Origin of the sequence: Streptomyces colonosanans (genome assembly GCF_001866645.1) — a bacterium.
Lineage (GTDB): Bacteria > Actinomycetota > Actinomycetes > Streptomycetales > Streptomycetaceae > Streptomyces > Streptomyces colonosanans.
In genome coordinates, this window is record NZ_MLYP01000007.1 from 105,923 (window position 1) to 118,965 (window position 13,043).

13 protein-coding genes and 1 pseudogene are annotated in these 13,043 nt (G+C 69.2%); 2 read left to right on the top strand and 12 right to left on the bottom strand.

What is annotated here, in order from left to right; genetic code table 11:
• Positions 1-10 precede the first annotated feature (10 nt).
• Complete coding sequence (locus tag BIV24_RS03460) at positions 11-1,732, bottom strand: serine/threonine-protein kinase (RefSeq protein ID WP_071364621.1); 1,722 nt, start codon at positions 1,730-1,732, stop codon at positions 11-13.
• Between the two features lie 66 nt (positions 1,733-1,798).
• Entirely contained in the window at positions 1,799-2,647 is an 849-nt protein-coding gene (locus BIV24_RS03465) for a menaquinone biosynthetic enzyme MqnA/MqnD family protein (protein ID WP_071364622.1), read from the bottom strand.
• Between the two features lie 354 nt (positions 2,648-3,001).
• On the opposite strand from BIV24_RS03465, the gene BIV24_RS03470 reads away from it, so the two are divergent.
• Positions 3,002-3,205, top strand: a complete 204-nt coding sequence (locus tag BIV24_RS03470) for a cold-shock protein (protein ID WP_043442843.1) — start codon at positions 3,002-3,004, stop codon at positions 3,203-3,205.
• 209 nt (positions 3,206-3,414) lie between these two features.
• On the opposite strand, the pseudogene BIV24_RS03475 reads toward BIV24_RS03470, so the two are convergent.
• A pseudogene (locus BIV24_RS03475) lies at positions 3,415-3,684 on the bottom strand (cupin domain-containing protein); the annotation flags it as partial.
• A gap of 421 nt (positions 3,685-4,105) precedes the next feature.
• Between BIV24_RS03475 and BIV24_RS03480 the strand changes: the two are divergent.
• Positions 4,106-5,083, top strand: coding sequence for a DUF8017 domain-containing protein (locus BIV24_RS03480; RefSeq protein WP_071364623.1), 978 nt, complete (start codon positions 4,106-4,108; stop codon positions 5,081-5,083).
• A 37-nt stretch (positions 5,084-5,120) separates the two neighbouring features.
• Here BIV24_RS03480 and BIV24_RS03485 read toward each other — a convergent pair whose 3' ends face one another.
• The 9 genes from BIV24_RS03485 to BIV24_RS03525 form a co-directional block, all read right to left on the bottom strand.
• Positions 5,121-6,326: a cytochrome P450 gene (locus BIV24_RS03485; RefSeq protein WP_071364624.1), complete on the bottom strand. Its 1,206-nt coding sequence runs from the start codon at positions 6,324-6,326 to the stop codon at positions 5,121-5,123.
• Positions 6,327-6,651: 325 nt separating this feature from the next.
• A complete protein-coding gene (locus BIV24_RS03490) occupies positions 6,652-6,951 on the bottom strand; it encodes a DUF4229 domain-containing protein (RefSeq protein ID WP_071364690.1) in 300 nt (99 codons plus the stop codon).
• A 96-nt stretch (positions 6,952-7,047) separates the two neighbouring features.
• A complete protein-coding gene (locus BIV24_RS03495; protein WP_071364625.1) occupies positions 7,048-7,572 on the bottom strand; it encodes a GNAT family N-acetyltransferase in 525 nt (174 codons plus the stop codon).
• Positions 7,573-7,683: 111 nt separating this feature from the next.
• On the bottom strand, positions 7,684-8,847 hold the full coding sequence (mqnE, locus tag BIV24_RS03500; RefSeq protein ID WP_071364626.1) for an aminofutalosine synthase MqnE: 1,164 nt from the start codon (positions 8,845-8,847) through the stop codon (positions 7,684-7,686).
• An 82-nt stretch (positions 8,848-8,929) separates the two neighbouring features.
• Positions 8,930-9,385, bottom strand: a complete 456-nt coding sequence (locus BIV24_RS03505; protein ID WP_071364627.1) for an Lrp/AsnC family transcriptional regulator — start codon at positions 9,383-9,385, stop codon at positions 8,930-8,932.
• 154 nt (positions 9,386-9,539) lie between these two features.
• A complete protein-coding gene (locus BIV24_RS03510) occupies positions 9,540-10,232 on the bottom strand; it encodes a UbiX family flavin prenyltransferase (protein ID WP_079167970.1) in 693 nt (230 codons plus the stop codon).
• Between the two features lie 111 nt (positions 10,233-10,343).
• Complete coding sequence (locus BIV24_RS03515) at positions 10,344-10,487, bottom strand: hypothetical protein (protein ID WP_425442512.1); 144 nt, start codon at positions 10,485-10,487, stop codon at positions 10,344-10,346.
• A gap of 120 nt (positions 10,488-10,607) precedes the next feature.
• Positions 10,608-11,510, bottom strand: coding sequence for a menaquinone biosynthesis prenyltransferase MqnP (mqnP, locus tag BIV24_RS03520; protein ID WP_071364630.1), 903 nt, complete (start codon positions 11,508-11,510; stop codon positions 10,608-10,610).
• The gene (locus tag BIV24_RS03525) at positions 11,507-12,964 is read right to left on the bottom strand and encodes a menaquinone biosynthesis decarboxylase (RefSeq protein ID WP_071364631.1); all 1,458 of its coding nucleotides are present in this window, start codon (positions 12,962-12,964) and stop codon (positions 11,507-11,509) included. The genes mqnP and BIV24_RS03525 overlap by 4 nt, the downstream gene beginning before the upstream one ends.
• Positions 12,965-13,043: the final 79 nt, after the last annotated feature.

Here is a 13,043-nt window from a genome sequence, read left to right on the forward strand (position 1 = left end):
GGGACCGCCCTTACTTGATCTTCGTCAGCCGTGCCGTCGGATTTCCCGCGTCCGAGTCCTGCATCTCGACCTTGAGATCGTCGCCGACGGGGGTCAGCCGTACGGTGTGCCTGCCCTTCGTGCACACGGCGCGGTTGGTCGCCTTGGCCATGCTCGTCGCGGCGAGCTGTGTCTTCGTGGCCTTGTCCAGGATGAGTACGTCCTCGCAGATGCCGCCGAGCTGGTCGGTCTGCCGCAGCGTGCCGAACTCCTCGCCCGCGGCGGCCCGGTGGACGGTCAGGTGGAACGTGCCCGCCGGCAGCGTGCCCCCGAGGGCCTTCGCCTCGCCCTCCCAGGTGCCGAGGTAGGCCGCGGGAACGCCGCCGGCCCGGCCGTCACCGGAGGGGACCGAACTGCTGTCGGGCAGGGGGGAGGAGTCGCCCCCCTGACTCGAGGAGCCGTTGTCGAACAGCCCGGACACGAACGCCGACCCGATGGTGACGGCGGCCAGCGCTCCCGCGACCACCAGCGCGACCGTGCAGCTCACCCGGCGGCCCCGCCCGCCCGCTCCCGGCGCGGAGGTCGCGGCCACACTCACGGAGAGCTTCCCGGGCCCGCCGTCGGCGGGGGACGCGTCGTTCGACGGCCGAGCCTGCGGCACGGGGGCGGGAGGCACCTTGGGTGCGGCCATGTCGGGCGGCGGACCGAAGACGCCGGCGGGCGGCGGCCCGAACCTCCCCGACGGATCCGAAGCCGAGGCGGAGCCGTCCCCGGTCGGCGGCACACCGGCAGGCGCCCAGGGCACCTCCCCCGTCGACGCCCTGCTGAACCCCACCGGTCCCGACGGCGTCGCCTCCGTCACCTCCAGGTTCAGCAGGTGTACGGCGCTCCGGCTGACCTGTTCCACCAGCGGGCCCGGCAGCCAGCCGCCCGTCACCAGGCCGGCCGCGCCCTGCGGGGCGAGGCGGCGGGCCACCTCGGCCGGGGCGGGCCGCGCGGCCGGGTCCTTCGCCAGGCACACGGCCACCAGCTCGCGCACCTCGCCTTCCAGCAAGCCGAGTTCGGGCTCCTCGTGGACCACCTTGTACAGCAGTGCCGCGGACGAGTCGCCGGGGAAGGGGGACTCCCCGGTCGCCGCGTACGCCAGCACGGCCCCCAGTGAGAAGACATCGGCCGCGCCCGTGACGCCCTTGCCGAGGATCTGTTCGGGGGACATATAGCCGGGCGAACCGATGGACACGCCCGTGGAGGTCAGCGACGCCGTGCCGTCGATGGCCCGTGCGATGCCGAAGTCGATGAGGAGGGGGCCGTCCAGGGTCAGCAGGACGTTCGACGGCTTCACGTCCCGGTGGACCAGGCCCAGCCCGTGTACCGCCGTGAGCGCCTCCGCGAGGCCCGCGCCCAGGGCCCGTACCGAATGCGTGGGCAGCGGGCCGCCGTCCGCGACGGCGGCGGCCAGCGAGGGACCGGCTGCGTACCCGGTCGCCACCCATGGCACCGGGGCCTGAGGGTCCGCGTCCAGGACGGGCGCGGTCCACGCGCCACCGACCCGCCGCGCGGCCTCCACCTCGCGGCGGAAGCGGGCACGGAACTCCTCGTCCAGCGCGAAGTGCGGATGCACGACCTTGACCGCGACCGTGCGACCGCCGGCGCTGCGCCCCAGATAGACGCGGCCCATCCCGCCGGAGCCGAGCCTGCCGAGCAGCCGGTAGGGCCCCACGACGATGGGCTCACCGGCCTCGAGCGGCTGCATGGCGTCCCCTTCCCCCATACGCCTCGAGTCCCCAGCAGGGTAGTGCCCGCTCCCGCCGTAACTCCCCTACGGTTCCAGGAGTTTCACCTTCACGTCCGCCGGGAACCCGGTCGTCGGGCCGACCCGCCGGGCGAACTCGGCGACCGCCTCCAACTGGGGCCCGCCGAAGCGGAAGTCGAGGGTGGTGAAGTACCGCTCCAGGGCCTGCTCGTCGAAGGCCTCCCAGCGCGCCACCTGCTCCGCGACCTTGCCGACCTCCTCCAGGGACAGATCGCGGGAGGCCAGGAAGGCCTCGTGCACCTGGCGCGTGATGGACGGCTCGCGCTCCAGGTAGTCGCGCCGGGCCGCCCACACCGCGAAGACGAACGGCAGACCCGTCCACTCCTTCCACAGCGTGCCGAGGTCGTGCACGGCGAGGCCGTAGCGCGGTGCGTCGACCAGGTTGGCACGCAGGGCGGCATCGCCGATCAGCACCGCCGCCTCGGCCTCCTGCATCATCAGGCTGAGGTCGGGCGGGCAGGTGAAGTACTCAGGCGTCACTCCGAACCGCTCGGCGAGCAGCAGCCGCGCAAGGCGTACGGACGTCCGTGAGGTGGATCCCAGGGCGACCCGGGCGCCGTCGAGGCGGTCCAGCGGAACCTGGGAGACGATCACGCAGGACATCACCGGGCCGTCGCAGCCGACGGCGATGTCGGGGAAGGCGACCAGCTGGTCGGCGTTCCGGAGGAACTCGACCAGGCTGACGGGCGCCACGTCGAGATCGCCCTGCACCAGCATCTCGTTGAGCTTGTCGGGGGTGTCCTTGGTGAGCTCGAGGTCCAGGAGCGTTCCGGTTCTCGCAAGCCCCCAGTACAGGGGCAGGCAGTTCAGGAACTGAATGTGGCCTACGCGTGGCCTGGTGCGAGAATTGTCCACATCGCGAGACTAGACCCCATGCGGTACGGTGCTCCCCCCAGGGCCCGTAGGCGACCTAAATGACCCCCCGTACCCCTGGTGTCAACCTCTGCGATTACCATGAGACGCAATGACGTCAAGTCGGATCGCCGCCCGCGCCCACATCCGGGTGACGTGATCTTGACCTCTATTGCTTTCGGCTGCCCGCGTGCTAGGCTCGCCGCAAGTTGCAGTTTGGTTTCCTTGCAGTACAGAGCCTGCGGAGCATGTAACCGCGGGCTCTCGTCGTTTTCAGACATATGCAGTTGTGCGGCGCTCAGTTTTCACACTTGCAGGTTCTGGAGCAGGGCAACCCTTTGGGCCCAAGGAGGGCTTATGGCTACCGGAACCGTGAAGTGGTTCAACGCCGAAAAGGGCTTTGGCTTCATCGCCCAGGAAGGCGGCGGCCCCGACGTCTTCGTCCACTACTCCGCGATCAATGCGAACGGCTTCCGCTCGCTCGAGGAGAACCAGCAGGTGAGCTTCGACGTGACGCAGGGCCCGAAGGGTCCGCAGGCGGAGAACGTCACGGCCATCTGAGGTCTCGGTCTCGGAGTTTCGGTCTTCGGTTCCAGGCCTTCGGCTCGCAGGGCCTTTGAGCTCACTGAGCCCGATGCTTTGATCCGGAACGGACAGCAGTACCCAAGGAGCCCCGCGCGCCCTCCGGCGCAGGGGGCTCCTGCATTTTTGGCGGCCGCCCGGCCCGGGCCGCCCCCCTCGCGCCCCTTCGCACCGCGCCCTCCACCCACTCACACGTGCTGCATGATCAGCACGAACATGGTCCCGGGCGCCAGCGCCTCATAGGAATGCGGCACATCGCCGCGGTAGGCCATGTAGTCGCCAGGGCCGAGCTCCACCTCCTCGCCGCGCGGCCCCGCGAGGACCCGCCCCGCGCTCACCACCAGGTGCTCCATCGAACCCGGGAGGTGCGGCTCCGACGCGCGCACCGATCCCGGCTCCAACCAGACCTGACAGATGTCCCGTCGGGTACCCGGCGGGCTCGCCGAGAGCAGGGTCGCCGTTTGACGTCCTCTCCTGCCCGAGGGCAGGAGATTGCGGTCCGCACCGCTACGCGGTGCCACCTCGGGTTCCTGCTTCACCGGCCCTTGCCGCTCTCCGGGGAGATCGGTCTTACAGGGGCCTGCACAGGCGTCACTTTCCGCCCGTCCGGCGGTAGATCCGACAACTCCGTCATCGGATGACGCAGTCGTAGCCATGCCGCTGTGGCCCTCCGGGCCGCAAGGGACCGGACGCCCTTCACCTCCACCCTGAAGGGTGGAGCACTGGGCAAGTGTTCGGTAGCTCGACTGCTCGGGAGGTGCCCCCAGCACCGGACGCCGCGAGCCGGTGAACCTTTCCGGCCACAGCACTAGATCCCATGATCACCATGGCCGACACCCTCCGACTTCGGTCACGGCACAACCCGTAGGGTTGCAGCCCATGTGGCCAGGAGAGCAGCCGCCAGGGGGCGGGCAGAATCCGCAGGGACAGCAGCCGAACCCTTCGGGGCAGAATCCGTATCAGCAGCCGGGGTACCAGCAGCCCAACCCGTACGCGCAGCAGCCACCGGGGCAGGAGCAGGCGCCGTGGAACGCGCCGACGCTGACCGCGAGCCCGCCCGAGCCGCCACGCAAGGGCAAGCGCAGGACCACCGTCATCGCGACGGTCGCCGCAGCCGCCGTGGCGATCGCGGCCTGCGTCACCGGATTCGTCGTTCTGGGCGGCGGCAAGGACGACAAGGCCGACCCGGATCCGTCGACGTCGGACACGTCGAACCCCACGGAGTCGGGCAATCCACGCAGCGGGGGTACGGACAAGCCGACCATCCCCGGCTGGAAAGTCGTCGTGAACCCGAAGCAGGGCATCGCATTCGACGTACCGCCGGACTGGTCGCGCAAGTCGACGAGCTGGGTGTCCTATGTCTCGGAGGACACCGACCCGTCGGACAAGCCCCTCGTCGCCTTCGCCGCGCCCGCCTTCCTCAAGGAACAGTGGTGCGCGTCCGACGACGACAAGGACGGCACCGTGGACTACACCCCCCTGGGAGGCGCCGGCACCAAGGGCAACAAAGGCTCCCGGAGCACGGAGGAGGTCGCGGGCAAGGACCCGGCCCTCTGGGTCTACGGCGGGTACACCCAGCCGCACAAGGACCTCGTCAAGAACGGTCCCGTGGAGCCGTACACCACCAAGTCCGGCCTCACGGGCAGCTTGGGCACGGCGACGTCCTCCGGCGTCAGCAAGCGCGACAAGTGCGACTTCGACGGCAAGGCCATGACGTTCGCCTTCAAGAACGCCGAAGGCGACTTCGCGTCATGGACGTTCGAGGGCGTCAAGGGGGCGAAGGACGAGATACCGGACAGTACCGTGCGGAAGATCCTCAGCACCGTGCGCCTCTACAAGGAGCCGCCCGCCAATTGAAACGGGCGGCCCCACAGCGGCTGAACCGCCACCGGCGCTACCAGGCCACGGGCAACTCGATCGGGAAGCGGCGGATCGTCTCCGTGTCCCAGCGCACCTCCTTGGGCGGTACCGCCAGCCTCAGCCCCGGGAAGCGCTCCAGCAGCCGGCCGATGGCCACTTCCAGTTCCGCCATGGCCAGCGGTACGGCGATGCAGCGGTGTCCGCCCCAGCCGAAGGTCATGTGCGGCGTGGAGGGCCGGTCGGGGTCGATGACGTGCGGGTCCGGGTAGCGCTCCGGGTCGCGGTTCGCCGTCAGGTAGGAGACGTGGACGAAGTCGCCTGCCCGGATCCGTACGCCGTCCATCTCCACGTCCTCCCGCGCCACCCGGGGGATACCGACGCCCTTGCGGAAGGGGATGTAGCGGAGCAGTTCGTTCAGGACGTTTGTCAGGCTCTCGGGCCGGCTCCTGAGGTGATCCATCAGCTCGGGACGGGTCAGCAGGAGGTAGGCGATGTTGCTGATCTGGCAGGTGGCCGTGTCCTGACCGCTGAGTGTCAACGTCAGCGCCATGACGGCCAGTTCCTGGTCGTCGAACGTGTCGTCGCCCTCCTTGGCGGCGGCCAGCGCGCTGATCAGGTCCTTCCCAGGGGAACGCCGCCGCTGTTCGACCAAGTCGCCGAAGTACGCCCGCAGTTCGGCCTTGGCCGCCGCGGCGGTCTCTCGGCTGTCCGGGCCGGTGGCGAGCAACTGGTGCACGTACTCCTGCATCCGGGGCCAGTCGTTCTCGGGGATGCTGAGCAGATCGAAGATGGTCTGCCGGGGAAGCGGGTTCGACAGATGGTGCACCAGGTCCGCCGGCTGCCCCTGCGCAGCCATCTCGTCGAGCAGGGTGTCCGCGAGCCGGACGATCGTCTGCCTCATCCGGTCCACGTGCCGCGGGGTGAAGGCCTGTGACGCCAGGTGCCTGAGACGGCTGCTGTGCGGAGGGTCCATCACATTGATCGACTCCGGGGAGACGATGGGCTCCGGCGTCAGCCGCGGGTAGTCGGACCCGATGATCCCCGCACGGCTGAACCGCTGGTCGGTGGTCACCTGGCGTACCCCGTCGAACCCGGTGACCAGCCAGGCGTCGGCGTCGCCGTACGGCAGACGGATCCGGGTGAGGGAGTCGCGGGCCATCAGCTCCGCGAACGCGGGATCGAACTCCAGCCCCTTGCTGAAGTCGAACGGACAGGTGATCGCTTCTCTGCCAGGGGTCATCGCGCGGTTCTCCTTTTCCAGCCGCCGAGGCCGCGCCGCACCCGCTCGCGGGTGGGTGTCCTGCTGTCGGTCCTCCGCCGTCGTGTGAGCTTCCTTGCGAGATGGAAGCACGCAGGGCAGTGGACGCCCGCCATCATCGCCACCGCTTGGGGCCAGGTGGGCTAGCAGTCGTTTGCGATCGGGTGAGACGGCCTAGGCACCGGGGCCACCTCACCGCGGCGGGGCCACAGGCCCCCACCGAGACCTCGGGAGTTGTCCGACGACCAGAGAGTGCGAGCACGCGGGACGCGTGCCGCGCACCCGGCAGACGGTCGGCCGCCGATGGTTACGGCGTCTGGCTCTGCGCCCTGACGGCGTCGTCCGCGCTGTCCTCCTGCGTGCGGTTCGCGTCGAGGTTGGCCTTCATGCGATCGACCTTCCCCACGATCTGCACGGAGGCCCGGTCCCGCTCCTTGCGCAGCACCACGAAGCTGATCGGGGCCGAGATCACCAGGGCGAGCAGGATGACCCACAGGCCGTTGGAGTCGCCGAGGCCGCGTGGGGCGATGCCCGAGTAGACGAGGCCCCAGACGACCACGAGGCAGCCCACGAAGATACCGAGGCGCATCAGCGTGTACCGGAGCATCTCAATCCACTCCATCCGTTCCGGACAATCCCAAACACCGTCCAGTGAAACACGACCGGTGCCCTGATCTTGCACGGGGGTTGGGCCTCGGCCGCCTCACCCCAGCGGCAGCAGCATCGTGATGTCGTCGCGGTCGTCCCCGCTCGCCACCCGGATCGCACCGGGCACCCGGCCGACCTCCTTGTAGCCGCAGGAGCCGTAGAACCGCTCCAGACCGAGACCGCCCCGGCAGGCGAGCCGTATCGCCTCGACGCCCTCGAAGCCGCGGGCCGCGTCCGCCGCGGCGGCCATCAGGTCCCGGCCGTAGCCCTTGCCCTGGTACCGCGGATGCACCATCACCGTGTAGAGCCACAGCCAGTGCGCCGACATCCGGTCCGTGTTGAAGGTGAGGAAGGCAGTGGCGGCCGCCCTTCGCTGCTCGTCGTACCCGACGAGCAGCCGGGCGCGCCCCTCGCTCATCACGGCCAGCTGCCTGACGAGGCTCGGACGTATCTCCTCGCGCGTGACCGGCGGGACGAAGCCCACCGCCCCGCCCGCGTTGGACACCTCGGTCCACAGGTCGAGAACGTCGTCGCGGAAGGCAGGGGTCATGGCCGGATCGAGCTCAAAGGTAAGGGGCATAGAGGGAGAGTATCTATTACCATCTCGGCGGCTCAAGCCCCTTCCCGCCACCGCCGTACATACGACAGGCCCCGGCCGAAGCCGGGGCCTGTCGAGGCTGTGGGGCGCTGCTCAGAAGCGCATGGACTGCGGTTCGTCCCGTCGCGCCGGGTCCGGGCCCTCGTACTCCCGGATGATCTCGTAGCGCGTGTTCCGCTCCACCGGCCTGAAGCCCGCGTCACGGATCAGGTCGAGCAGGTCCTCACGGGTCAGCTTGTTCGGCGTGCCGTAGTTGTCCGCGTCATGCGTGATCTTGTACTCGACGACCGAGCCGTCCATGTCGTCGGCGCCGTGCTGGAGGGCCAGCTGCGCGGTCTGCACGCCGTGCATCACCCAGAAGACCTTGACGTGCGGGACGTTGTCGAACAGCAGCCGCGACACCGCGAAGGTCTTCAGGGCCTCCGCGCCGGTCGCCATCGTCGTACGCGCCTGAAGACGGTTGCGGATCTTGCCGTCCTTCATGTCCACGAAGTCGTGCTGGTAGCGCAGCGGGATGAAGACCTGGAAACCGCCGGTCTCGTCCTGGAGTTCACGCAGCCGCAGCACATGGTCCACCCGGTGACGGGGCTCCTCGATGTGCCCGTACAGCATGGTGCACGGGGTCTTCAGACCCTTCTCGTGCGCCAGGCGGTGAATGCGCGACCAGTCCTCCCAGTGGGTCTTGTGGTCGACGATGTGCTGCCGGACCTCCCAGTCGAAGATCTCGGCGCCACCGCCGGTCAGCGACTCCAGGCCCGCGTCGATCAGTTCGTCGAGGATCTCGGAGGCCGACAGGCCCGAGATCGCCTCGAAGTGGTGGATCTCCGTCGCCGTGAACGCCTTCAGCGAGACACCCGGCAAGGCGGCCTTCAACTCCCGCAGCGAGCGCGGGTAGTAGCGCCACGGCAGGTTCGGGTGCAGGCCGTTGACGATGTGCAGCTCGGTGAGGTTCTCCGTCTCCATCGCCTTGGCGAGCTTGACGGCCTCCTCGATGCGCATCGTGTACGCGTCCTTCTCGCCCGGCTTGCGCTGGAAGGAGCAGTAGGCGCAGGACGCGGTGCACACGTTCGTCATGTTGAGATGACGGTTGACGTTGAAGTGGACGACGTCACCGTTCTTACGGGTCCGCACCTCGTGCGCAAGGCCGCCCAGCCAGGCCAGGTCGTCCGACTCGTACAGCGCGATACCGTCCTCGCGGGTCAGCCGCTCACCGGCCCGGACCTTGTCCTCCAGCTCGCGCTTGAGCCCGACATCCATGCCCTTACCTCTCCCTGCCGACAACTCCGACAACCGTACTCCCCCAGCCACAGGCGGCCGGTGCCGCCATACACCGCTGCACCTACTCCGGCTCCGGCAACTCGCCCACCCGGTTCTCCCACTTCGTGGAGAGCACGATCGTCGTACGCGTACGGGAGACGCCCTGGGTTCCCGACAACCGGCGGATGGTCTTCTCCAGGTCGTCCACGTCGCTCGCGCGCACCTTGAGCATGAACGAGTCGTCGCCGGCGATGAACCAGCAGTCCTCGATCTCCTGAAGGTTCTTCAGACGGTGTGCCACGTCCTCGTGGTCGGCGGCGTCGGAGAGCGAGATGCCGATGAGGGCGGTCACACCGAGGCCGAGGGAGGCGGAGTCGACGGTGGCGCGGTAGCCCGTGATGACGCCGGCCGCCTCCAGGCGGTTGATGCGGTCGGTGACGCTGGGCCCGGAGAGGCCGACAAGCCGGCCGAGTTCGGCATAAGAGGCCCTGCCATTTTCACGCAGGGCCTGGATGAGCTGCCTGTCAACCGCGTCCATAGATCCGAAGCCTTTCATTGCTCGGCGTTCCCGCGAGTCTACGTTTAGAACTTAAGGCACACAGGGGACTTTCCCTGTGAATCTTTTGTGCAATCAACGGTGAGCGGCTGCTCGGGCCCGCCGTCGCGAAACGCTGCCCCCACCCGTCACGCACCTATGCCTCGGGGCGAGACCCGCCCCCGAGCTCTCCCTTCCAACGGCGGTACAGCCGGTGCGGCACCCCTGCCGCGTCCAGCGCCCGCCCCGCGACGAAGTCCACCAGGTCCTGGATGTGCGTCGCCCCCGCATAGAACGCCGGGGAGGCCGGCAGCACGACCGCGCCCGCCTCGTCCAGCGCCACCAGATTCCGGAGCGTCTGCCCGTTGAGGGGGGTCTCCCGCACGGCGACGACCAGCCGCCGCCCCTCCTTGAGCGTGACGCTCGCGACCCGCTGCAGCAGATCCTTCGACAGCCCGAGCGCGACACCCGCCACACAGGCCGTGGACGCGGGCACGATCAGCATCCCCTTCGCGGGGTACGACCCCGAGGACGGTCCGGCGGCCAGGTCGCCCGCGCTCCAGTACCGGACGCGGTCACCCTCGACGTCCACCTCGAACGTCCCGGACTTGCCGTCGGCACCCCGCTCCAGCCACTCCCGCAGGTCTTCACGCCAGTGCGCGTCCCGGAAGGAGATGCCGGTCTCGTCGAGCAGCGTGAGCCGCGAGGCACGGGAGACGACGAGGTCGACGCTCTCCCCGGCGGCGAGGAGCCCGCGCAGCACGGCAGCGGCATACGGGGTGCCGGAAGCGCCGGACACCCCTACGATCCAAGGCGTACGGGGCGTCTCTCCTGGCTTGACTGGGTTCACGGCACCGAGCCTATCCGGCGCTCCGGAACGGGAACCGGCCAAGGGGGGCGGGCGGATACCCAGGGGCGGTTGCGGCGTTCCCGGTCCGCCGCCGTGGCGATGGGTCCGGGGTCAGGACTGGCGGCGCGCTTTCGGGTCGACCGGGAGGCCGGCAGTCGTCAGGGTCAGCTTCCCGAGCGGGGAGTCGACGGTCAGGTCAGGGCCGTAGGGGATGGTGTCGCGGCCTCGGTAGCCGTCGGGGCCGGGGTTCCACATCGTGACGACGTGGCCCTGGAGCGAGTCGAAGATCAGGTAGTCGGCGATGCCCCGGGAGGCGTACGACGGTCATGACTGGCCTCCCTGGGGTCCTGCCCTCGATCGTAGGCCGCACCGTACTCAGACGGTCAGACCCCGAACCAGAAGGTCGAGCAGCGCACACACGAACAGGGCAATGCCGATGAACCCGTTGACACTGAAGAAGGCACGGTTGAGGCGGCTGAGGTCATGGGGCCGCACGATCGAGTGCTCGTAGACGAAGGCGCCCGCCGTGACCGCCAGGCCCAGCCAGAAGAAGACGCCGGCCCCTGTGACGACCGCGTACCACGCGAGCAACGCCGTCGTGATCGTGTGGCACACCCGGGCACCCCGGATCGCCGCCGGGATGCCGAAGCGGGCCGGCACCGACATGACGCCGATCTCGCGGTCGGTCTCCACGTCCTGGCAGGCGTAGATCAGGTCGAAGCCGCCGATCCAGATGCCGACGGCGAGACCCAGGATCACCGCGTCCCAGGACCACTCGCCGCTGATCGCCAGCCAGCCGCCGACCGGGCCCATCGCCTGGGCGAGGCCGAGGATGGCCTGCGGGAAGTTCGTGAACCGCTTGCCGTACGGGTACACCACCATCGGGATCACCGCGACGGGTGCGAGGGCGAGGCAGAGCGGGTTGAGCAGGGCCGCGGCCCCCAGGAAGACCACCAGGGCGATCAGGGCGCCGGTCCACGCGTGGCGGACGGACATCGCGCCCGTGACCAGTTCGCGGTGCGCCGTCCTGGGGTTACGGGCGTCGATCTCCCGGTCGATGATCCGGTTGACCGCCATCGCGAAGGTGCGCAGGCCCACCATGCAGACGGTGACCAGAAGCAGCCGCCCCCAGTGGATGCTCTTGTCCCACTCGTACATCGCGGTGAGGGAGGCGATGTACGCGAAGGGCAGCGCGAACACCGAGTGCTCGATCATCACCAGGCGCAGGAACGCCTTGGTGCGTCCTGGCTGCGGGATCGCAGCGGAAGCGGAACTCACAGCCCGTACTCCTTCCAGCGGCGGTCGACCTTCGCCGCCGTCTCCGGGTCGGACAGCACCATGTCCGGCCAGCCCCCGTCCCGGGTGTAGCCCTCCTCGGGCCACTTCTTCGTCGCGTCGATGCCCGCCTTGCCGCCCCAGAACTGCTGGTAGGAGGCGTGGTCGAGGTGGTCGACGGGGCCTTCGACGACCGTGAGGTCGCGGGCGTAGTCCGTGTTGCCGAGGGCCCGCCAGGCGACCTCGTGCAGATCGTGCACATCGCAGTCGGAGTCGACGACCACGATCAGCTTGGTCAGCGACATCATGTGCGCGCCCCAGATGGCGTGCATCACCTTCTGGGCGTGCTTGGGGTACTTCTTGTCGATCGACACGATCGCGCAGTTGTGGAAGCCGCCCGCCTCGGGGAGGTGGTAGTCCACGATGTCCGGCACGATGATCTTGAGAAGGGGGAGGAAGAAGCGTTCGGTGGCCCGGCCGAGGGGTCCGTCCTCCGTCGGGGGGCGGCCCACCACGATCGACTGGAGCAGGGGGCGCCGGCGCATGGTGACACAGTCGATCTTCAGGGCCGGGAAGGGTTCCTGCGGCGTGTAGAAGCCGGTGTGGTCGCCGAAGGGCCCCTCAGGCAGCATCTCGCCGGGCTCCAGCCAGCCCTCCAGGACGACTTCGGCGTGCGCCGGGACCTGGAGCGGAACCGTCTTGCAGTCGACCATCTCGATCCGCTTGCCCGCGATGAACCCGGCGAAGAGGTACTCGTCGATATCGCCCGGGAGGGGGGCGGTGGACGCGTACGTCACGGCGGGCGGACACCCGAAGGCGATGGCGACCGGGAGCTTCTCGCCGCGCCTGGCCGCCACCTGGTAGTGGTTGCGGCTGTCCTTGTGGATCTGCCAGTGCATGCCGATGGTGCGACGGTCGTGGCGCTGGAGGCGGTACAGGCCGAGGTTGCGGATCCCGGTATCCGGGTCCTTGGTGTGGGTGAGCCCGAGGTTGAAGAAGGAGCCGCCGTCCTGGGGCCAGGTGAACAGGGCAGGCAGGGCGTCGAGGTCGACCTCGTCGCCGCGCAGCACGACTTCCTGCACCGGCGCGTTCTCCGGCTTGACCTTCTTGGGCGGTACATGGGTCATCGTGCCGAGCTTCCCGAAGGCCTCGCGCATCCCGACGAACCCGTGCGGCAGTTCCGGCTTCAGCAGGCCGCCGATCTTGTCGGAGATCTCCCCGTACGACTTCAGACCGAGGGCCTTCAGCAGGCGCCGGTCGGTCCCGAAGACGTTCATGGCGAGCGGCATCGCCGAACCGCGCACGTTCTCGAAGAGCAGCGCGGGCCCGCCGGACTTCTGCACCCGGTCGACGATCTCCCCGACCTCCAGACAGGGGTCGACCTCGGCTTTGATGCGTTTGAGGTCGCCCTCGCGCTCAAGCGCCCGGAGCAGGGTCCGAAGATCGTCGTAAGCCATGCGTCCCAGTATCGCCGAGGGGCCGCTTCGCCCCTGCGCCGCCCCTGCCGGCGCCCGAGGGGCCACCCTGCGGTTGGGC

Excerpts from the sequence above, each read along its gene's own strand:
- BIV24_RS03460 (WP_071364621.1), bottom strand. The coding sequence starts at position 1,732 with ATGCAGCCGCTCGAGGCCGGTGAGCCCATCGTCGTGGGGCCCTACCGG.
- BIV24_RS03470 (WP_043442843.1), top strand. The coding sequence starts at position 3,002 with ATGGCTACCGGAACCGTGAAGTGGTTCAACGCCGAAAAGGGCTTTGGC.
- BIV24_RS03480 (WP_071364623.1), top strand. The coding sequence starts at position 4,106 with ATGTGGCCAGGAGAGCAGCCGCCAGGGGGCGGGCAGAATCCGCAGGGA.
- BIV24_RS03485 (WP_071364624.1), bottom strand. The coding sequence starts at position 6,326 with ATGACCCCTGGCAGAGAAGCGATCACCTGTCCGTTCGACTTCAGCAAG.
- BIV24_RS03490 (WP_071364690.1), bottom strand. The coding sequence starts at position 6,951 with ATGCTCCGGTACACGCTGATGCGCCTCGGTATCTTCGTGGGCTGCCTC.
- BIV24_RS03495 (WP_071364625.1), bottom strand. The coding sequence starts at position 7,572 with ATGCCCCTTACCTTTGAGCTCGATCCGGCCATGACCCCTGCCTTCCGC.
- mqnE (WP_071364626.1), bottom strand. The coding sequence starts at position 8,847 with ATGGATGTCGGGCTCAAGCGCGAGCTGGAGGACAAGGTCCGGGCCGGT.
- BIV24_RS03505 (WP_071364627.1), bottom strand. The coding sequence starts at position 9,385 with ATGGACGCGGTTGACAGGCAGCTCATCCAGGCCCTGCGTGAAAATGGC.
- BIV24_RS03515 (WP_425442512.1), bottom strand. The coding sequence starts at position 10,487 with ATGTGGAACCCCGGCCCCGACGGCTACCGAGGCCGCGACACCATCCCC.
- BIV24_RS03525 (WP_071364631.1), bottom strand. The coding sequence starts at position 12,964 with ATGGCTTACGACGATCTTCGGACCCTGCTCCGGGCGCTTGAGCGCGAG.